The 20,871-nt window shown below is 56.9% G+C and carries 17 protein-coding genes; 11 read left to right on the plus strand and 6 right to left on the minus strand.

Annotation, left to right across the window (positions count from 1 at the left end; all coding sequences use genetic code 11):
* The first annotated feature begins 173 nt into the window (after window positions 1-173).
* The 7 genes from C7386_RS08260 (at window position 174) to tyrS (ending at window position 7,843) form a co-directional block, all read left to right on the plus strand.
* Entirely contained in the window at window positions 174-758 is a 585-nt protein-coding gene (locus C7386_RS08260) for a hypothetical protein (protein ID WP_207655862.1), read from the plus strand.
* Window positions 759-804: 46 nt separating this feature from the next.
* Window positions 805-2,682, plus strand: a complete 1,878-nt coding sequence (gene dxs / locus C7386_RS08265) for a 1-deoxy-D-xylulose-5-phosphate synthase (RefSeq protein WP_110436708.1) — start codon at window positions 805-807, stop codon at window positions 2,680-2,682.
* Complete coding sequence (locus C7386_RS08270) at window positions 2,657-3,478, plus strand: TlyA family RNA methyltransferase (RefSeq protein ID WP_110436709.1); 822 nt, start codon at window positions 2,657-2,659, stop codon at window positions 3,476-3,478. The genes dxs and C7386_RS08270 overlap by 26 nt, the downstream gene beginning before the upstream one ends.
* Window positions 3,475-4,326, plus strand: a complete 852-nt coding sequence (locus C7386_RS08275) for an NAD(+)/NADH kinase (protein ID WP_110436710.1) — start codon at window positions 3,475-3,477, stop codon at window positions 4,324-4,326. The genes C7386_RS08270 and C7386_RS08275 overlap by 4 nt, the downstream gene beginning before the upstream one ends.
* Before the next feature lie 33 nt (window positions 4,327-4,359).
* Window positions 4,360-4,815: an arginine repressor gene (locus C7386_RS08280; RefSeq protein ID WP_110436711.1), complete on the plus strand. Its 456-nt coding sequence runs from the start codon at window positions 4,360-4,362 to the stop codon at window positions 4,813-4,815.
* Between the two features lie 18 nt (window positions 4,816-4,833).
* Complete coding sequence (gene recN / locus C7386_RS08285) at window positions 4,834-6,513, plus strand: DNA repair protein RecN (protein WP_110436712.1); 1,680 nt, start codon at window positions 4,834-4,836, stop codon at window positions 6,511-6,513.
* A 106-nt stretch (window positions 6,514-6,619) separates the two neighbouring features.
* Complete coding sequence (gene tyrS / locus C7386_RS08290) at window positions 6,620-7,843, plus strand: tyrosine--tRNA ligase (RefSeq protein WP_110436713.1); 1,224 nt, start codon at window positions 6,620-6,622, stop codon at window positions 7,841-7,843.
* A gap of 84 nt (window positions 7,844-7,927) precedes the next feature.
* On the opposite strand, the gene C7386_RS08295 is transcribed toward tyrS, so the two are convergent.
* Window positions 7,928-8,842, minus strand: a complete 915-nt coding sequence (locus tag C7386_RS08295; RefSeq protein WP_110436714.1) for an AEC family transporter — start codon at window positions 8,840-8,842, stop codon at window positions 7,928-7,930.
* Window positions 8,843-8,885: 43 nt separating this feature from the next.
* On the opposite strand from C7386_RS08295, the gene C7386_RS08300 reads away from it, so the two are divergent.
* A complete protein-coding gene (locus C7386_RS08300; protein ID WP_158575155.1) occupies window positions 8,886-9,740 on the plus strand; it encodes a LysR family transcriptional regulator in 855 nt (284 codons plus the stop codon).
* A 12-nt stretch (window positions 9,741-9,752) separates the two neighbouring features.
* On the opposite strand, the gene C7386_RS08305 is transcribed toward C7386_RS08300, so the two are convergent.
* Entirely contained in the window at window positions 9,753-10,751 is a 999-nt protein-coding gene (locus C7386_RS08305) for a D-isomer specific 2-hydroxyacid dehydrogenase family protein (protein WP_116705264.1), read from the minus strand.
* A 5-nt stretch (window positions 10,752-10,756) separates the two neighbouring features.
* On the minus strand, window positions 10,757-11,950 hold the full coding sequence (locus C7386_RS08310) for an aminotransferase-like domain-containing protein (RefSeq protein WP_116705265.1): 1,194 nt from the start codon (window positions 11,948-11,950) through the stop codon (window positions 10,757-10,759).
* Between the two features lie 242 nt (window positions 11,951-12,192).
* Between C7386_RS08310 and C7386_RS08315 the strand changes: the two genes are divergently transcribed.
* Both C7386_RS08315 and C7386_RS08320 read left to right on the plus strand, forming a co-directional pair.
* On the plus strand, window positions 12,193-14,760 hold the full coding sequence (locus C7386_RS08315; protein WP_116705276.1) for an NYN domain-containing protein: 2,568 nt from the start codon (window positions 12,193-12,195) through the stop codon (window positions 14,758-14,760).
* Between the two features lie 69 nt (window positions 14,761-14,829).
* Entirely contained in the window at window positions 14,830-15,255 is a 426-nt protein-coding gene (locus tag C7386_RS08320; RefSeq protein ID WP_116705266.1) for an RrF2 family transcriptional regulator, read from the plus strand.
* A gap of 255 nt (window positions 15,256-15,510) precedes the next feature.
* Here C7386_RS08320 and C7386_RS08325 read toward each other — a convergent pair whose 3' ends face one another.
* From C7386_RS08325 to C7386_RS08335, 3 genes are all read right to left on the minus strand, one after another.
* Window positions 15,511-16,929, minus strand: a complete 1,419-nt coding sequence (locus C7386_RS08325; protein WP_165815510.1) for a lipopolysaccharide biosynthesis protein — start codon at window positions 16,927-16,929, stop codon at window positions 15,511-15,513.
* Window positions 16,926-17,501: a phosphatase PAP2 family protein gene (locus tag C7386_RS08330; protein WP_110436720.1), complete on the minus strand. Its 576-nt coding sequence runs from the start codon at window positions 17,499-17,501 to the stop codon at window positions 16,926-16,928. The genes C7386_RS08325 and C7386_RS08330 overlap by 4 nt, the downstream gene beginning before the upstream one ends.
* A 77-nt stretch (window positions 17,502-17,578) precedes the next feature.
* On the minus strand, window positions 17,579-18,766 hold the full coding sequence (locus tag C7386_RS08335) for a cation:dicarboxylate symporter family transporter (RefSeq protein ID WP_116705268.1): 1,188 nt from the start codon (window positions 18,764-18,766) through the stop codon (window positions 17,579-17,581).
* A 469-nt stretch (window positions 18,767-19,235) separates the two neighbouring features.
* On the opposite strand from C7386_RS08335, the gene C7386_RS08340 reads away from it, so the two are divergent.
* Complete coding sequence (locus C7386_RS08340; protein WP_116705269.1) at window positions 19,236-20,870, plus strand: VanW family protein; 1,635 nt, start codon at window positions 19,236-19,238, stop codon at window positions 20,868-20,870.
* The last annotated feature ends 1 nt before the right edge of the window (window position 20,871 follow it).

The raw sequence follows: 20,871 nt of genomic DNA on the forward strand, positions 1-20,871 counted from the left end.
TTACTCGGTCTGCCGTCACTTACTTTAATAAAGAAACTGTGAAAGCGGTTATAAAGGCAACACCGCTATGTGGTATTGTCTATACGCTTCGGCGGCGGAATTTGCGGTTTGCCGCAATTTTCTGCTATTATGGAATAAATCCGGGGCAAAAATCGGTGAAGGAGTTATCTTCAGTGGATACGACCGACAAACAAAAGAAAAAATCGCCGCAAAAGCCCAAGGCTGTTAATACCGCATGGGTCAGCTTGATCACCGTCATCAGCTTTGCGCTGAGCGTGGTCATGTCCTACATTTCAAACGAAGCGCTGGCCAGTGCGGGTACGATTCTGTCCTTTGCGGTGCTGCTGCTCTTCATTGCACTCGGCATTGTGTTTGACATGATCGGCGTAGCGTCAACCTCGGCGACCGAGAAGGAGTTTCACTCGATGGCGGCACACCGTGTGCGCGGTGCGCGCGAGGCGGTCTGGATGGTGCGAAACGCAGAGAAGGTTTCCAGCATCTGCAACGATGTGGTGGGCGATATCTGCGGCATTATCTCCGGTGCGACCGGAGCACTTATTGTTGCACATATCACCTCAGGTGTGAGTGCGGGACTCAAGGTTGCGGTATCTCTGCTGATTACCGGTCTGGTTTCGGCACTGACCATCGGCGGCAAGGCAGCCGGCAAGGGCATCGCGGTAATGTGCAGCAGCAAGGTGCTGGCGATCTGCGGACGCGTGCTGTCCGTTCTGCCGCTCAAGCTGGATAACAGAAAGTAACAAAGATATTTTAGATAAATCTGCCTTTCCAAAGGTGGGGATATTGATGAAGCAGAAACGATACGGAATTTTAGACAATATAAGCAGTCCTGCTGATTTGCGCGGACTGTCGTACGACACACTCGGCGTGCTGTGTGCGGCGCTGCGCGAGTTCATCGTGGACTCGGTGTCGCAGACCGGCGGTCATCTGGCGTCCAATCTGGGCATTGTAGAGCTGGCTGTCGCACTTGAACGCGAGTTTGACTCCTCGCGCGACCGCATCATCTACGATGTAGGTCATCAGTGCTATGTCCACAAGATCCTGACCGGTCGGCGCGACCGCTTTGACACGCTGCGGCAGTACGGCGGTCTGTGCGGCTTTATGAAGCCGGAGGAGAGCATCACCGACCCGTGCATCACGGGACATGCCTCGGACTCGGTTTCGGTGGCGCTTGGCATGGCGCATGCACGTACGCTTAAAAACCAGAAGTACCACGTTGTCGCAGTCATCGGCGACGGCGCGCTGACCGGCGGCATGGCCTATGAGGCGCTGAACAGCGCCGGCACCTCTCGGGAGCCGCTGCTCGTGGTGCTCAACGACAACAATATGTCGATCGCCAAGAATGTCGGCGGACTCAGCCGCCATTTGTCGCGCCTGCGCGTCAGTCCGCAGTATCTGCGTGCAAAAACCCGCATCAAGGAGCGGCTCAGCCGTATTCCGGGCGGCGGAACAATCACGCGCGCGGTTTCGCGCTTCAAGGCGAAGATCAAGCGGGCTGTCCTGCCGACCTCGCTGTTCGAGCAGATGGGCTTTACCTATCTCGGTCCGGTGGACGGACACGACCTCAAGAGCGTGTGCGAGTTCCTGGCACTGGCGAAAAAAATGAAAAAACCGGTTCTGCTGCATGTTATGACACAGAAGGGCAGAGGTTATGCCCCGAGTGAGCAGTATCCGGAGAAATACCACGGCGTTTCCAAGTTCGACCGCGTAACAGGCGCACCGCTTGCCGCGAAGAAGGAGGACTTCTCTGCGTTCTTCGGCAAGGAGCTTTGCGCACTCGCTGAGAAGGATAACCGCATTTGTGCGATCACGGCAGCTATGCCGTCCGGCACGGGCCTGACCCGCTTTGCCGAGAAATTCCCGGAACGCTTTTTCGATGTCGGCATCGCCGAGGAGCACGCTATCGGTATGGCGGCCGGTATGGCGGCACAGGGACTGGTGCCGGTAGCGGCCATTTACTCGACCTTCCTGCAGCGTGCCTATGACCAGATCGTTCACGATATTGCAATCGAAGGTCTGCACGTTGTTCTGTGCGTGGACCGCGCGGGCATTGTCGGCGCGGACGGCGCAACGCATAACGGTGTGCTGGATATCGCGTTCCTGCGGTCTATCCCGGGGATGAAGATTTTCTGTCCGTCCGACTTTGCGGAACTCCGAGTCATGCTGTCCCGTGCGATTTACAGGGAGACCGGACCGGTCGCTATCCGTTACCCGCGCGGCAGCGAAGGCGCGTACCGCAAGGAGCTGTCGGCGCAGCCGCTCGTGTGCGTACACGAGCAATCCGGCAGTGAGGTGACGATCGTCACACACGGCATTATGGTCAATCAGGCGATCGACGCCGCGGAAATCCTCATGCACGAGGGTATCCGCGCACAGGTTTACAAGGTAAATGAAATCGGCAGCGGACTGGAACAGGCGTATGCCGAGGTGAAGGAAAAGCTGGGCGGCTGGTGTGTCGTTGCGGAGGACGTTGTGCCGAACGGCAGCGTCGGTGAGTGGCTTGCCGCGCACCGCAGCGAGCGCACCGATCTGCTGAACACCGGCGACCGCTTTCTGCCGCACGGCGGCGTAAACGAGCTGTACCGTCACTGCGGCATTGATGCCGAGGGCATTGCGGCATATATCATGAAAAATCGGAATGGGAAGGAGAACGGCGTTGGCTAAGAAGAGACTGGACGTATTGCTGTTTGAAAAGGGCCTTTGCCCCTCACGGGAGCGCGCAAAGACTGCGATTATGGAGGGAATCGTCTACATTGCAGGCCAGAAGGCGGGCAAAGCAGGCGATATGGTTGACGAAAACGCCGAACTGGAGGTTCGCGGCAACGAGAACGCATTTGTGTCTCGCGGCGGCAAGAAGATCGAGAAGGCGCTCAGCTACTTTAATATCGACCCGACCGATCTGGTCGTGATGGACGTTGGCGCATCTACCGGCGGCTTTACCGACTGCCTGCTGCGCCGCGGTGCGCGCAAGGTGTATTCCATTGACGTTGGCTACGGTCAGCTGGCGTGGAGTCTGCGGCAGGATCCGCGTGTCAAGTGCATGGAGCGCACCAATATCCGCTATGTAACGCCGGATATGCTGGAAGAAACGCCGTCGCTGTGCGTCATCGACGTGTCGTTCATTTCCCTCAAGCTGGTACTGCCGGTCGTTTCCAGCCTGCTGACCGAGGACGGCCATGTTGCCAACCTTATCAAGCCGCAGTTTGAGGCCGGCAAGGGCAAGGTCGGCAAAAAGGGCGTTGTCCGCGAGCCGGAAATCCACCTTGAGGTGCTGCAGAATTATGTGGAAAACGCGCACGCGGCAGGCTTTAAGGTGCTGAATGTGACGTTTTCTCCCATCAAGGGCCCTGAGGGCAACATCGAATTTCTCGGCTATCTGGCAAAACAGGGCGAGGAGCACATTCCGGATCTGGCGGAGGTTGTCCGTCAGGCACATGAGGAGCTGGACGCAAAGGCATGATGAAGAACATTTTCATCTATCCCAATCTGCGCAAGGACAGCGCACGCGATATCCTGCAGCCGGTGTGCGATCAGCTGCGGCGTGACGGTGTGCGGCTTATGCTGCCCAAGCAGATGCGAGTCGTGCCGCCCATCATTGAGGACGCGGATTATATGAAAACCGAGGACGCCGTGCAGTTTGCGGATATGGCGGTCGTGCTTGGCGGAGACGGAACCATGCTCCGTCTGGCGAGAGAGGCGGCGCAGAATCAGCTGCCGCTGCTCGGCATCAATGTCGGTCACGTCGGCTTTATGACCGAACTGGAACCGGCTGAGCTGCCCAAAATGGAAAAGCTGTTCACCGATGAATTTTCACTGGATAGCCGCATGATGCTGCATGTTGCTGTGCAGCGCGGCGGGCGTATTGTGTATGAGAACGACGCGCTCAATGATATTGTTATCGCAAAGGGCACCGCATTCCGCGTGGTGCGCGTCGGCATTTCGGCGGACAACGAGGAGGTCACCCGTTTTAACGGTGACGGCGTGATCGCGGCAACGCCGACCGGCTCAACGGCCTACGGTCTGTCGGCAGGCGGCCCGGTCATTGAGCCGAGCGCGGAGAACATCGCCGTTATTCCCATCTGTGCACATGCGCTGGCGGCGAAGTCGTTCGTGTTTGCGCCCGAGCGCAGCGTGTCCATCACCGCAGCCTGTGAGGGCGGCAGTGAGGTGTTCATCTCGGCGGACGGCGGACAGGGTTTTGCCGTGCGGCCGGATGATCGGGTCATTATCACCCGTTCCGACCTGCAGACGCGGCTGATTCGTCTGAAAGGCAATAGTTTTTATCGAATTTTACAGCAGAAGCTGTGAGAGACGCTGCTATAAGAGAGGAAAACGCGAACGATGAAGTTTCAACGACAGGCAAAAATCCTCGATCTCATCGACCGGTTTGAGATTGAAACGCAGGAGGATCTTACCGCACATCTGCGGGCACTTGGCTACAACACCACGCAGGCGACCATTTCGCGCGATATCAAGGAGCTGCGGCTTATCAAGACGCTCTCCTCGGAGACCGGCAAGTACAAGTACACCTCCTCGAACGCCGGGGCGGCAGACAGCTTCACCACGCGTCTGCGCAATATTTTCCGTGAGTGCGTCACGGATATTGATGCGGCACAGAATATGGTCGTCATTAAAACACTGCCCGGTCTGGGACAGGCGGCGGCAATGGCGATTGATGCCATGCGCGCACCCGATGTGGTCGGCACGCTCGGTGGCGACGATACCGTATTTGCCGTTATGCGCGATAACGACAGCGCGCAAAAGTTCTGCAAACAGGCAAGAGATATTCTAAAGTAAGCGAGGGATAAAGCGGCAATGCTGCAATTACTCCACATTGAAAACATAGCGGTCATCGAACGCGCAGACATCGAACTCGATAAGGGTTTGACCGTGCTTTCCGGTGAAACCGGCGCGGGCAAGAGTATCGTTATCGATTCCATCGGTGCGCTGCTCGGCAAGCGTGTCAGCCGCGATCTGGTGCGCTCGGGTGCGCAGAAGGGCTTTGTCAGCGCGGTGTTCACCGATCTGCCGCGTGCTCTGCGCGAACTGCTTGACGAGCTTGCGCTTTCCGGTGACGAGCCGGACACGCTGTACGTTCAGCGGCAGATTTCCGCGGACGGCAAGAGCACCTGCCGGGTCAACATGAAGCCGGCCAGTGCGGCTGTCCTGCGGCAGCTGGCGCCGTATCTGATCGACATTCACGGCCAGAATGACGGTCAGAAGCTGCTCGATGAAGCGCATCACATCGAATATCTGGACGGCTACGCAGGCTGTGCCGAGATACTCGAGCGATACCGCCCGAAATATCAGGCGCTGGTGACACTCCGGCGGGAGATTACCGCGCTGGAGACCGGCGAGCAGGAACGCCTGCAACGTATTGACATGCTGACCTTCCATAAGGAGGAAATCGAGCAGGCAGCACTTAAACCCGATGAAGATGAAGCGCTTGCACAGCGCAAGGCGTATTTCGATCACGCGGGCAAGATTGCGGGCGCACTCGAGCAGGCGCGTATGGCGCTCTCGGGAGATGACGAAATTGCGGGCGCGTGTGAGCTGCTCGATCAGGCGGCAAGCGCCATCGAGAGCCTGCGCGAAGTATCGGACGCCTTCGACGGCATGGCCGAGCAGGCAGAGGAAGTACGTCTGCTGGCGGCAGACCTGCGCGACAGCGTGGCAAGTCAGGGGGACAATCTGGACTTTTCTCCGGCAGAGCGCGAGATGGTCGAGCAGCGCTTGGATGAAATCTATCGCCTGAAGCAGAAATACGGCGGCACGATTCCGGAAATCCTCGCGTACCTTGAGAAGATAACCGCCGAACTGGATACGCTCGAGAACGCGGACGACCGCAGGGAAGAACTGCGGGAGCAGTACCGCGGCATGCTCGCGGAGGCCAAGGGCATCGCCGCTGAACTCACCGAGCAGCGCCGCAAGGCTGCCAAGCAGCTGGAGGGCGAAATCGTGCGCGAGCTGAGCGAACTCGACATGGATAAGGTGAAAATGCGGGTTGCGGTCCGCACCGGCACCAAGCTGTCCGCGCACGGCTGCGACACCGTGACGTTTGAGATTTCTGTCAATCCGGGTGAGCCGGAAAAGCCGCTCTCCAAGGTGGCCTCCGGCGGCGAGCTGAGCCGAATTATGCTTGCGCTTAAAAACGTATTGACAGCGGGCGAAGATGTTGGTATGCTGATTTTTGACGAGATCGACACTGGCGTTTCCGGCCATGCGGCTCAGCAGATCGGCCGCAAGCTGTCTGCCATTGCGAAAAAGAAGCAGACGCTGTGCGTTACCCATCTGCCGCAGATTGCCGCCATGGGCGACCATCACCTGCGCATTTCCAAATCCGTGCGGGACGGCCGCAGCTACACCGATGTCAGCCCGATGGACAGAGCACACCGCGTAGACGAAATTGCACGTCTGCTCTCCGGCGAGGAAATCTCGGATGCAGCACGCCGCAACGCAGAGGAACTGCTCGACGCGGCCGGACAGGGAGCGTGAACCCGTGGTAATCATAGACGAACGCAGAAAAGAGCGTGCTCCGTAACGGTATTCGGATTCTTTTAATCATAAAAATCAAACAAATTGAAATACAGGAGACAGAATAATGCAGCTTTACGACGAACTGAAAGCGCGCGGTCTGATCGCGCAGGTAACGAACGAAGAAGAGATCAGCGAGATGATCAACAACGGCAAGGCAACGTTCTATATTGGCTTTGACCCGACCGCAGACAGCCTGCACGTTGGCCACTTTATGGCGCTCTGCCTGATGAAGCGCATGCAGATGGCAGGCAACAAGCCGATCGCGCTAATCGGCGGCGGTACCGCTATGATCGGCGACCCGTCCGGCCGTACCGATATGCGCTCGATGATGACTGTCGAGACCATCCAGCATAACTGCGACTGCTTCAAGAAGCAGATGGAGCGCTTCATCGAATTCGGTGAGGGCAAGGCGCAGATGGTGAACAATGCCGACTGGCTGATGAACCTCAACTACATCGAGTTCATCCGCGACATCGGCTCGTGCTTCTCGGTCAACAACATGCTCCGCGCCGAGTGCTTCAAGCAGCGCATGGAGAAGGGCCTGAGCTTCCTCGAATTCAACTACATGCCCATGCAGTCCTACGACTTCTACTACCTGTTCAAGAACTACGGCTGCAACATGCAGTTCGGCGGCAACGACCAGTGGAGTAATATGCTCGGCGGCACCGAGCTGATCCGCCGCAAGCTGGGCAAGGACGCGCATGCCATGACCATCACCCTGCTGCTCAATTCTGAGGGAAAGAAGATGGGCAAGACCGCTTCCGGCGCAGTTTGGCTCGATCCGAACAAGACTTCTCCTTACGATTTCTACCAGTACTGGCGCAATGTGGACGATGCGGACGTGCTCAAGTGCATCCGTATGCTGACCTTCCTGCCGCTTGAGGAGATCGAGGCGATGGACAGCTGGGAAGGCGCACAGCTGAACAAGGCAAAGGAAATCCTCGCATACGAGCTGACCGCTCTGGTACACGGCAAGGAGGAGGCCGAGAAGGCACAGACCGCTGCCAAGGAGATCTTCGTTTCCGGCGGTGCGGCTGCCAACATGCCGACCACCACGCTGACCGATGCGGACTTCACTGACGGTCAGATCGGTGTGCTGACGCTGCTCGTGAAGTGCGGCCTCGCGTCCTCCAACGGTGAGGCGCGCAAGCTGGTGCAGGGCGGCGGCGTATCGCTCAACGGTGAGAAGGTCGCGGACTTCAAGCAGCAGCTGGCCAAGGACTTCTTTAACGAGGAGTGCATGATCAAGAAGGGCAAAAAGACCTTCCATAAGGCAATTCTTGGCTAAAAGCTGTCGAGGGACGATCTTTCCTGATAGACGCAAAGAAGCGGCGTGAACGTAGGGTTCACGCCGCTTTTTATATCTGGAACTTTAAGAGAGAAATCGCTCTGCCACCAGCATGACCAGCGGCAGCGTCGCCACAGACAGGATGGTGGACAGGCATACATACGACACCGCCTGCCGGTAATCCTGATCGAACTTCTGCGCGAAGATAGCTGTGCTGCTGGCAACCGGCGTTGCCGCTGCGATCAGCGTAATCAGCGTGATTTCGCCGCGCGCAAAGGGAAACAGCAGGAAGATGAGCACCGTCACCGCCGGAACGACAAGCAGACGCACGGCAGAGACAACGTACAGCCTTGCACTCGCAAACAGATCGCGCAGGCGTACTTTGGACAGGTAGAAACCGAGAATGATCATCGCCAGAGCAGTATTGGCGTCCGCAATGTAGCCAATCGTGCCGGTGACGACCGAGGGCAGTGTCGGCTGAGTTACAAACAGGATAAGACCGATTACCATGGAAATGAAAACCGGGTTGACGAACACCATTTTCAGATTGATGGTTTCCTTTTTGCCTGATATAATAACAATACCGTACGTCCACTGCAGCAGATTGACAAGCGTGCTGTATGAGACAACGTAGAACGCCGCCTCCGCGCCAAATACAGCTGTGACAAGCGGAATGCCGATGAAGCCGGCGTTGCCGAACGCGACCGCAAAGTTTTCAATCCGGTGCCGAGTACCGCAGGTGAGGTACGCCACGCCGATGGACGCGATAAACGCGATCACCGCGATCACAGCCGAAACGCCCATGGCACGCAGTTTGTCCACGCTGAACTCGGACATATAGCTGCGCAGGATAACGCACGGAATGACCGCATACAGCAGCACGTTGGATAGATCACGGCTGCCCTGTTCGGTTATCATGCCGCGGCGGGAAAGAAGCAGGCCGAGCATCATCAAAAGAAACATGATGATCGTCTGCTGAAGCAGAATTTGAGTAATCATAAGGGAAATTTTCCTGTACTTTCATAGAATGGAGGGGAACGCAATGGAATTATACCAGCTTCGGCAGTTTGCCGCCGTAGCCAAATACGAAAATATGACGCGCGCCGCCGAGAGCCTGAACGTGGCGCAGCCCGCTGTATCCAAAACCATACGGAATCTGGAAAGCGAGCTGGGAGCCGAGTTATTCGAGCGAACGGGAAAGGGATTGCGCCGCACCGAGCAGGGAGATATCCTGCTGCGGTACGCACGGACGATACTGGAAGCCGAGCGCGACGCACGCGGCGAAATTGAGGAGAGCCTGCACCGGACAGGCGGTCTGTGCATCTGTGCGCTGTCGTGCGCGGAGCGTATCAGCGAGATACTCGCGGGGTTTTCCGCCGAGTACGGCAATCTGGATCTGCGCATCAGCAGCACGCCCGAGGGCAGCGACCTGCTGCTCGATTCCGCGGTATCGCGGGACGAGGTGCCTGCAGGAGCCGTCCTGCTGTACGATGAGGAGATGTGCGTGGCTGTGCCCGAGGGACACCGGTATGCCGATCGGGAAAGCGTATCGCTGACAGAACTTGCTGACGACCCGTTTATCGCGCTGAGCAATTCGCAGTCGTTCCGGCAGATTTCCGAGCATATTTTCCGATCAGCAGGTATGGAGATGCACGCCGCTATCGAGTGCGACAGCGCGGCCTTGCAGATCCGACTGCTGTCGTGCGGCATGGGTGTTGCACTGGTCGCGTCCGGCGAGTGGCGGCAGGTCTGCGAGGACGCAGGCGTGCGCCTGCTGCACATCAAGGACGCACAGTGCCGCCGGTATATCTATGTGCAGACGCTCGGACGGTTCCGCACGCAGAGCATTCGCGCGTTTACTGCGTATTTGGAGCGGTATTTTGCGCAGATGGCGTAAATCCGCGACAGGTCATGCGGCGTGTACCTCGAGAGGGACTTTTTCACCGAGTTCAAACTGATGCAGGCTTTCGAGCGAGCACTGAACCATATCGAACACCGCCTGATCGGTGAAGAACGCAACATGCGGGGTAACGATAGTGTTCTGGAAGGATTTCAGGATGATGTAATCGTGGTTGGTGACGCGACTGTTGTAATTGTGATCGACGCGGATCACGTTATCCTCACCCTCAAAGCAGTCCACGCCGACCGAGCCTACACGACCGGACTCAATGCCGTCGATCAGAGCACGGGTGTCGATCAGCGCGCCGCGTGCGCAGTTGATGATGACAACACCCGGCTTCATCTGCTGAATAGCCTCGGTATTGATCATGTGGTAGGTGCTGTTGTTGAGGAAGGTGTGCAGCGTGATGACATCGGACTGCGCATACAGCGATTCAAGCGAAACGTACTCCACGCCCATCTGCTTCATTTCCTCGGACGGGAACGGGTCATGCGCGATAATGCGGCAGCCAAAGCCGGACAGATTGTGAATGACGGCCTTGCCGATACGGCCGGTGCCGATGACGCCGACGGTCAGGTTCTGCATCTCCATGCCGCGTGCTGCACCGGATGCACCGAGCGAGTAGTCTGCGGTGTGCGAGCGGAACATGATGTAGCCGGCCTTGCGGATGCACATCAGCATGAGCATGACCGTGTAGTTGGAAACCGCATACGGCGAATATCCGGCGTGGGATACGCGGATGCCGAGACGCTCTGCAGCTTTCAGGTCTACATTATCGTAGCCGATGGTGCGCAGGGCCACATAGCGGACACCGTTCTCGGCCAGCTTTTCCAGAATCGGCGCAGGCAGGTCGCAGGTGCAGGAAATGCCGTCGTAGCCGCGGGTCAGCGCAACATTATCGAGGGTCAGCGTGTCCTTCTGCAGCGTAAGGTCCATATCAAGCGACTGACTGAAGTGATCGAAAAACGCGCGTTCGTCCGGACGGGCGTTGAATGCCATAACTTTCATTTTTATTACTCCTTGATCCATTCGTGGGTGAGCTTGCCGAGAATTTCGATGCCCTTGACGATCTGCTCATCGGTCGGGGTAGAATAGTTGAGGCGGAAGGCGTTGGACACCTGCTTTTCGTCTGCCAGGAACGCTGAGCCGGGCACGCAGAGTACACCGCGCTTAATCGCCTCGCGGACAAACGGCTGCGAATCCATGCCGTCCGGCAGGAAGGCCATGGCGAACAGGCCGCCTTCCGGTTGCGAGAACGTGACCGCCGGATGGAAGGTGCGGCGCATGGTATCGAGCATGAGATTGCACTTTGCGCGGTATACGTCACGCGCTTTGTCAAGGTGCGCGGCAAAATCGTACTTGGTCATGTACTCATTGCAGACGTACTGGAACAGTACGTTAGAGTGCACATCGGTGGTCTGCTTGGCGATGGTCAGCGGCATGGTGAGCGATTTGTTGAACACGAGGAAGCCCAGTCGGAACGCCGGAGCCATCACCTTGGAAAAGCTGCCTGCGTACAGCACGCGGCCTTCGGTGTCCATCGACTTGATGGTCGGCACATCCTCGCCGGAGAAGCGCAGCTCGCCGTACGGGTTGTCCTCAAGGATGGCGATATCGTACTTGCACGCGAGTTCGTACACCTTTTTACGCTTTTCGAGCGTGGTCGTGATGCCGGACGGGTTCTGGAAGGACGGGATCGTGTACAGCAGCTTGGCCTCGGGGTGTGCCTTGAGAGCGGCCTCGAGCGCATCCGTATCCATGCCGTCCTGCTGCATCGGAATGCCGATCAGCTTGGCGCCATACGAACGGAATGTGTTCAGGCAGCCGACAAAGGCCGGGTCCTCGGTCAGAATGACATCGCCTTCGTTTACCAGAACCTTGGTGGTCAGGTCGGCGCACTGCTGACCGCCGGACAGGATGAACAGCTCATTGTTCTCGAAATCAAAACCCTGTGTGCGGGTGAGGTAGTCCTTCATCGTATCGCGCAGCGGCGTGTAGCCCTCGGACAGACCGTACTGCAGAACAGAGACCGGTGCGTTCTTCATGACGTCTGCGATGATGTCCGCAATCTCGGGCACCGGGAAGGTCTCTGCGGACGGGTTGCCGCCGCCAAACGAGATCATGTTCGGGTCCGCGCCGAGCTTGAACAGCTCACGGATGGCCGAGCCGTGCACATCGCTCATACGGTTGGAAATTTCATACTGCATATCTATCGCTCCTGTTAAGATTTGGAATACAAGAAAACAAAAAGGTGCTGAAACCCCTTAGTCGGTAGGTTTCAGCGCCTTTGCTGATGGTTCTATTGTAAACCTGCACAAGAAATTTGTCCAATATCTGTTGTTTATGACGATATAACGGGAAAGAATACATGCTATGCCTTGAAGAATCACGCAAAACCTGCGATAATAGTAGGAGTTAGAATCACTCGAACATGAAAGCGAATTTTGCTATGAAACATATCTGTATTGGCATCACGGCGCACGTTGATGCCGGAAAAACCACTCTGTCGGAAGCCATGCTGTATCAGGCGGGTGCGCTGAAAAAATTAGGCCGTGTGGACCATCAGGATGCGTTCCTCGATACGTTTGCGCTCGAGCGCGCGCGCGGCATCACAATTTTCTCCAAGCAGGCGGAGTTCTCCCTGCCGCACACCGAGGTGACACTGCTGGACACGCCCGGTCACGTTGACTTTTCGGCGGAGATGGAGCGCACACTGCAGGTGCTCGACTGTGCGGTGCTGGTCATAAGCGGCACGGACGGCGTGCAGGCGCATACGGAAACGCTGTGGCGGCTGCTGACGCGGCAGGGAATCCCTACGTTTCTGTTCATCAACAAGATGGATTTGGACGGCGCAGACCGAAATGCACTCCTGCAGGAGCTGAAATCGCGGCTGGACAGCGGCTGCGTGGACTTCACTTCGACGGATACAATGGCAGAGGAGCTTGCCGTGTGCGATGAAGGTCTGCTCGAGCAGTACCTTGAGACAGGAATGGTGGATGACAGCCAGATTGCACAGCTGGTTGCGGAACGAAAAGCGTTCCCGTGCTACTTCGGCTCGGCGCTGGGACTGGACGGCGTGGACGCGCTGCTAGATGGTCTGGAACGCTATCTTCCTGCACCGCAGTACGGCGCGGACTTCGGTGCGCGTGTGTTCAAAATCGCGCGTGACGCACAGGGCAACCGCCTGTCGTACTTGAAAATCACCGGCGGTGCGCTTTCCGTGCGTGAGCAGCTTTCGGGCAGCGAGGACGGCGGCTGGCAGGAAAAGGTGAGCGGCATCCGCATCTACTCGGGTGAAAAATTCCGCACGGCCGAGCGCGTCGAGAGCGGCATGGTATGCGCCGTAACTGGGCTCACCCATACCCGTCCGGGTATGGGTCTTGGCGCGGAAGCCGGTGCGCTGCCGCCGGTTCTGGAACCCGTTCTCGGGTACCGCGTGTGCCTGCCGGAAGGGTGTGATGCGCATGTCATGCTGCGCAATCTGCGCCAGCTCGAGGAGGAGGACCCGCAGCTTCGCGTGGTGTGGAACGAACGATTAGGCGAAATCCATTTGCAGCTCATGGGCGAGGTGCAGCTGGAAATCCTCACCAGCGTTATTGCGGAACGCTTCGGCGAGGATGTGACCTTTGACGAGGGCAGTATCGTCTACCGTGAGACCATCACCGAGCCGGTGATCGGCATCGGCCATTTCGAGCCGCTGCGGCATTACGCTGAGGTGCATCTGCTGCTTGAACCGGCAGAGCGCGGCAGCGGCATTCAACTGTCAACGGCGTGTCCGACCGATGTGCTCGACCTGAACTGGCAGCGATTGATCCTCACGCATCTGGCGGAAAAAACGCACTTGGGCGTGCTGACCGGTGCACCCATCACGGATGTGAAGATAACCATCCTTGCAGGCCGCGCACACGTCAAGCACACGGAAGGCGGTGACTTCCGCGAGGCGACCTACCGCGCCGTCCGCAACGGCCTGATGCGCACCGAGAGCCTGCTGCTCGAGCCGTATTACGTCTTCCGGCTGGAGCTGCCGGACGAGTGCGTCGGACGCGCCATGACCGACATTCAGCGAATGAACGGCACGTTCGAGCCGCCCGAGCAGGGTGCTCACGGCTCGATTCTGACCGGAACGGCGCCGGTTTCCACCATGCGCAACTACTGGACCGAGGTTGCGGCGTACACCAAGGGACGCGGTCGGCTGTCGTGCACACCGGACGGCTACGCACCCTGCCACAACGCGGAGGAAGTCATCTCGGCAGCCGCCTACGACCCGACCGCCGATGTGGAAAATACGCCGGATTCCGTGTTCTGTTCGCACGGTGCGGGCTACGTTGTCAAGTGGGATGAAGTGCCGGAGCACGCGCATGCGGATACCTCAAACGTGCTTAAACCTAAGGAAGAAGAGCCGGAACAAGTCCGTCCGGTGCGTTCCTCCGGCACAGGCGGCGGAGACGGCTTCGGCGGCGATGCGGAACTGCGGGCCTTGTTTGAACGCACCTACGGTCCAGTCAAAAACCGCGGCTTTGAAGCCTTCCAGCAGAGCCGTAAAAAGGCCGCGACGCTCGAGCAGCTGTACGTCACCCGCATCCGTGAGGACGATTATCTGCTCGTGGACGGCTACAACATCATCTTCTCGTGGGACGAGCTGCGCGACATTGCCGCCCGTGATGTCAACGCCGCCCGCGAAGCGCTCGTCAACGTGCTGAGCAATTATCAGGGCGTGCGCAGGTGTCATCTTATTCTCGTGTTCGATGCCTATAAGGTCAAAGGCGGCACCGGCTCGATCGAGCAGCGCGGCGGTATCCATATCGTGTACACCAAGGAGGCCGAAACCGCGGATATGTACATCGAGCAGGCCTCCTACGACCTGTCGCGCAAGCACCGTGTTCGTGTGGCTACATCGGACGGCATGGAGCAGATGATTATTCTCGGCCATGGCGCGGAGCGTATCTCTGCGACCGAGCTGCACTGGGAAGTGGAGCAGGCCAATGAGCATATTGAGGCAATTCTGAAAAAATTGTAAACAAAATCGGTTTGGACTTGAATTCATAGTAAACCTGTGGTATATTAGTGAAAAGGGGAATTTGCAACTATGAAGATTTCAACCAAAGGAAGATATGCGCTTCGTCTGATGATCGACCTGGCGCAGCATGACGCAGGCGGCTACATTCCGCTGCGCGATATCTCCAAGCGACAGCAGATCTCAGCCAAGTATCTGGAGCAGATCGTGGTGCAGCTTTCGCGTGCGGGCTTTGTTATCTCGACGCGAGGCGCACAGGGCGGCTATCAGCTGGCGCGGCATCCTTCGGAGTATACCGTGGGCGATATTCTGCGTATTACCGAAGGCTCTCTTGCGCCGGTGGCGTGTTTGGAGCACGAGCCGGTGGACTGCGTGCGCGCGGAGGAGTGCATCACGCTGAATTTCTGGCGCGGCCTGTATGATGCGATCAACAATTACGTTGATTCGGTCACGCTCGAGGATCTTGTCAATAACGGAACGCTTAATTTTTCCATCTAACGCAAAAAGACAGACGATTTTTCGTCTGTCTTTTTTTCGTTCCATTCGGTTGAGTAATGGAGGATTATCCTCAGAGTGAAGAGCGGCTTCTTTTGACCTTCGGGCAATTTACCTTGTAAATCGCATGTGTAGCAGTACGCTATCTGTGAACTGCGAAAGGGTTGCGAAGCAAATGCAAGAATAACCCGACTGCCGTTCTCCTTTTCGGAGCGCAAAAAAGGGAACGCCCCACAGACATTCCCCTTGCATATAAGCTTATGCTCGATGCAGCAGCTTTTTGACACTGAGCAGCATCTCGCGGCTGTTGAGTGCCGCAACCGCGCCGAACAGTACAATCTGCCAGACGAGCCACAGCGGCGGCTCGAGCAGCATGAGTACGGACTGCACGGCAAGCAAAATCACGGTCAGCGTCAGGCGCGGCACCTTCCAGCGGACCGGCATGAACCGACGGCTGTCGATTGCACGGTACAGGAACAGAGCCACATAGCTGATGAGCGTTGCCAGCGCCGCACCCGTGCCGCCCATCCGCGGGATGAGCAGGGCGTTCAGACCAATGTTAATAACCGCGGAGAACGCCGTGGACAGGAAGGACGCGACCGTCTTCTTTTCCAGCAGGTACACGCTTTTCTGGAAGCTGGACAGGCAGTTGAAGCCCGCGCCGACCGCCAGAATCGGGATGAACGTCCAGCCGATATAGTAGCTGGGCACGGCAAGCACGGTCATAGCCAGCTTGGCGCACATTACGCCGCCGGACGCGATGATGAACACGATGGACGAGTATGTGTTGCCGACGTTCGAGAAGAACGTGATCTGTTCCTCCTTGGTGTTGTTGTTGACCATGGATATCTGCCATGCATCAACAAAGATGGACGCGACAAGCGCGATCAGTGTCGGCACACGGTAGGCAATCGAGTAGATGGCGCTGACTGCGGTATCCTGCATGGAAGCGAGGAACACCTGATCCGAGAAGCCGATAATATACACGAGAATCGCATCCGGCACGAGCGGCAGCGAGTACGCCAGCATTCCGCGCCACAGGTGTGTGTCCAGACGCTTGAGCTTGACGTACTTCCACAAACCGGCGATAATGAACAGGCAAACAGTGGAAAGTGCGTCCGAGCAGATGATGGAGAACACATAGCCGAGGATGTTCCAACGGAACACCTTCAGGTAGAGGATGTTCAGCATGATGGTGACGAACGTACGGAAAATGCCGTCGATCGCGTACAGGCGGACGTGTCCAAGCGCGCGGATGAACTGGCTGCACACATTCTGCGTGCACGAGGTCAGAACATACAGGTAGATGATCCACTGATACTCAAGCAGTGAGCCGGTAACACCCGCCGAGGTGTTATAGTGGATGAGACTCAGCAGAGGATGGAACGGCAGTGCGATAATAAAGCCGCACAGCACGGTCACAAGCGCAATGGTAAACACACTGCGCTTGTAATACTTGCGCTCAAGTCCGTAGCGGATGACCGCCTGTCCGATGGACAGCGACACCACCGGATACAGAATGCTGGTGGTCTTGATGATCAGGTCAGCGACACCCATTTCATCCTGCGTCATCATGCCAGTGTAGAAACGCAGCATGAGGATAACGAGAATCTTGGAACTGAACGTGCCTATCGCGAAGATAAAGGTATTGCCGAGAAGGCGTTTGTATTGATTCATTTTTTGCCCTTTCTCAGCCGGAGTGTGTGGCACTGGTCGGTAACGCGGTCGGTCAGCCATGCAGCGATGATGCCGCACAGCACGCCGATGACCGCACCGGTCAGTACGTCGGTCGGGTAATGGACGCTGGCATACAGCCGTGAAAACGCAATGGCTGCCGCCAGCAGAAAGGCCAGAAAACCGGTCTTATGGTGGAAGAAGTACAGCGCCGAAGCTGCCGCAAACGAGCTGAGCGTGTGCCCGGACGGAAACGACCACGGGTCCTCCGGAACGAGCAGCGCCGTCAGGTCGGTGTGGGTGACAAACGGACGCGGCCGCATGACAAGGTTCTTGAGGAACACATTGCCAAGCAGAAAACCGACGCCGAGCGCGATCAGCATCGCCGCGCCGGCGCGGCGTGTTCGCCGGAAGAACAGCAGCAGTACGGCAAGCGTAATCCAGACAGCACCATAGCTGCCCAGCAGGGAGAACACCTTCCAGACCGTGTCGGACAGACCACCGCGCCAGTGCTCCGAGATGTACGCGAGAACGCCGTAGTCAACTGAATGCACAATATCGAGCAGAATATCCATTTACCGGAATCGCCGCCTTTCAGGAGAGTAGAAGTTGTTTTTATGGCCAAGGGATGGTTATGAAAACAGCTTCTCGGTTATTTTTCGGAAGCAGAACGGTCTACTTTGTCCACGATGAGGGCAATCGCCTGGTCGCCGGTGACGTTGGTAGCAGTGCCGAAACTGTCCTGCGAGAAGTGCAGGGCAATGATAAGCTGCTGCATCGGGTCGGTGAAGCCGAGCATCGAGGTGATCAGGCCGAGTGCCGACATAACGCCGCCGCCCGGTACACCCGGAGCCGCAACCATGGTAACGCCCAGCATGAATACAAACGGAGCAAACATGGCAAAGGTCGGGTTCATGCCGCTTGCAAGCATGATACCCATCGAGCCGAGTACGAGGCAGATGGTATCACCGTTGAGGTTGATGGTAGCGCACAGCGGAACGACAAAGTCGGCAACGTCGTTGTTGATGTTGTTATTATATGCACAGTTCAGTGCAATCGGAATAGTCGATGCAGACGACTGGGTGCCGAGTGCGGTAAAGTACGCTGGAGCGGCGTTCTTCATGCTTTTGAAGTGATTCTTGCGGCAGACGATGCTTGCCAGACCAAACTGAGACAAGATGTACAGCAGCTGCAGCACAATAATGATAGCATACAGGGAAGCGAACATCTTGACGGTAGCCGCCAGACGGCCCTCGGCTGCGATGTTGGCGAACAGACCTGCGATGTGGATCGGAATCAGCGGAATGATAATGCGGCTGAGTACGCCGGTAACGATCTTCTGCAGATCGCGGAAAACGTTCAGCAGGGAATCGCCCTTGAGGTTTGCCATGCCGATGCCGAGCACGAATGCGAACACGAGCGCCGTCATAACGCCGAATATCGGGTCAACGGTGATGGTGAACAGCGGCTCAAAGGCGTTGCTCTCGAGTACATCGCCGGTGATGGGCTGAATCAGTCCCGGCAGAACGGCCTTGCCGATGAAGAAGGTCAGCAGACCGGAGATAACGGTTGTACCGTAGGCCAACAGCAGGGTCAGACCGAACAGACGGTTGGCCTTCTTGCCAAGCTCTGCCATGCCGACCGTGATGAACGACAGGATGATCAGCGGGATCATGAACGACAGGAAGGTCGAGAACAGCGAGGTAAAGGTTGCCAGCAGGCGGATGATGGTAACGAAGAACGCAGTGTCCGCGATGCCGAACCACTGTCCGCACATACCGATGAGGATACCGGCGATGATGCCGATAATCAGTCGAATTAACAGTCCTAATTGTTTCACTTACATTTACTCCTCTTTTTCACAAAAAATTTTAGCATACTAATAATACTATATCAGAAAATACATCTGATAGCAAGTTAAAGCGACAGATTATGACGGCATATACCGAATTTATCCGAATTTGTGGTTGCTATCATGAATACAGGGCGCTATAATATAAAGGTGTACCTGTCGAATGGCTGTCGCGAAACCGTGGTTTCGCCGACAAGCAGGAACGGACCATAGACCGTTCCAAAGTCGTCCGAAAGTTCCCATGCGGAAACTTTCTCCCTCCGGATGTTAAAAAAGAGTGATATATGCTCCCTCTTTTTTGGAATTTGCACAGCAAATTCTATTTCATGCGCGCTTCGGCGTGGAAACATCAGACAAATGAAATACAGCACAAAGGGGAAAGACGATGCATTTGACGTTTTCGTTACATCAGTAAACAATTTCAAGCATAGACATAGATTAGTTAAGAGGTATACTCATGGCAGATAAAAGCGCAAATAAACCGAAGAAGGGAGCGCATTTGATCAAAAAACAGGCCCCAAAGCCGGAAAAACCGGCGCAGGTCATCCGGACGGAAGCGAAGCAGCCGAAGAAGAAACGTCGTGTTCCTATCGGTGTAAAGATTGCCGTCGGGGTTGTCATTGCGGCGGCAGCTGGTGCATTCGGCTATGTGTACTGCTACCCGAATGTTTTTCCGGGCGTGACTGTCGGACCGATCGCGGTCGGGGGCATGAACCGCGATGATGCGGCAAACACCATCGAGGACCAGAGTGCGCCGCTGTACGAGGGCAAGAATGTCACGGTGACGATTTACGGCTCCAACTATGATATTCCGGTCGATAAGGTGCTGAAAAACGTGGACGGCATCCAGTCCGCCGAGAACGCCTATGAAATAGGCCGCACCGGCAATCCGCTCGAGCGCGTGCGCGATATCATCGGCGCAATGCGCGGTCAAAGAGAGGCGCAGATTGCGGCAACCGTAGACGAGGAAAGCCTGCGCGGCACGCTCAACGAAATCGCGGACACGGCGCTGACCGAGCCGGTCAATCCGACCTGGGAGCTGAAGGACAGCAATCTGATCGTGCATTCCGGCAAGCCGGGCGTCAAGTTTGACACGGATGCGGTAGAGCAGGCGCTGACCGATCAGATCCGCCTGATGGACTTTGAGCCGTATGAGGTCTCGACCGAGGTGACAGCCGCTCCGGCGATTGACGTTGACAAGATCGCAGCCGACATTATCGGTGACCCGGTCAATGCCACCGTCAGCAAGGAGGACGGCAAGACCATCATTGCCGGCAAGGCAGGCGTATCGTTCGACACCGATAAGGCCAGGGAGATCATCGGCGACGGCTCGCAGGAGACCTACACCATTCCGGTGGCGATCACCCAGCCGTCCATCACGGCAGAAACGCTCAAGGCGAAGCTGTTCCACGATACGCTCGCGCGCACGGCGACCAATCTCGACGAGGGCAATGCACCGCGTACGAACAACATCCGTCTGGCGGCTAAAGCCATCAACGGCACCATCCTCAATCCGGGCGACGAGTTTTCCTATAATGGCACGGTTGGCGAGCGCACAGCCGCACGCGGTTATCAGGAGGCGCACGCCTACTCGGGCGGCAAGATTATTGACGAGTTCGGCGGCGGTGTCTGCCAGCCGTCCTCGACGCTGTACATGGCCGTGCTGCGTGCCGATTTGAAGGTGACCGAACGGCATAATCATTCGTTTACCGTGTCCTACACACCGCTCGGCGAGGACGCAACCGTGGATTACGGCAATCTGGATTTCCGGTTCGTCAACAATACGGCGTATCCGGTCAAGATTCTTGCCGAGCAGACCGACGGTCAGATGATCATGACCATTGTCGGCACCAAAACGAGTGACAAGACGGTCACGACTCGCACAGAGGTGCTCGAGACCTATAAGCCGGAGACCGTTACAAAGACGGACAGCTCGATGGAGGCAGGCGACAGCCGCGTGGAGACCTCGGGCATCACGGGCTACTCGACCAAGACCTACAAGCAGATTACTGAAAACGGCAAGACGACCGAGGTGCTGGCCAACAGTTCCACCTATTCCAAACGGGATGAGGTCGTTTACGTCGGTGAATGAT

This window comes from Agathobaculum butyriciproducens (assembly GCA_003096535.1).
Lineage (GTDB): Bacteria > Bacillota > Clostridia > Oscillospirales > Butyricicoccaceae > Agathobaculum > Agathobaculum butyriciproducens.